Annotated in this window: 1 protein-coding gene; it reads left to right on the top strand. The window is 76.5% G+C overall.

The genetic code is table 11. The features are described 5' to 3' along the window. On the top strand, positions 1–243 hold a 243-nt coding region (locus GT045_RS04360; RefSeq protein ID WP_161291480.1), incomplete at both ends, for a beta-ketoacyl synthase N-terminal-like domain-containing protein.

Here is a 243-nt window from a genome sequence, read left to right as displayed (position 1 = left end):
GGCGGCGCAGGCGCTGCGGCAGGGCGAGTGCACCCTCGCGCTGGCCGGGGGAGTGACGGTGATGGCGTCGCCGGGCACCTACGTGGAGTTCAGCCGGCAGGGCGCCCTCTCCCCGGACGGCCGCTGCCGGTCCTTCGCCGACGACGCGGCCGGCACCGGCTTCTCCGAGGGACTGGGCGTCCTGGTCCTGGAGCGGCTCTCCGACGCGCGGCGCAACGGGCACGAGGTGCTGGCCGTGATCCG

Source organism: Streptomyces sp. SID486 (assembly GCF_009865385.1).
Taxonomy (GTDB): domain Bacteria; phylum Actinomycetota; class Actinomycetes; order Streptomycetales; family Streptomycetaceae; genus Streptomyces.
Note: the sequence above shows the minus strand (reverse complement) of the source record. Positions and strands in the feature narration are given on the sequence as shown.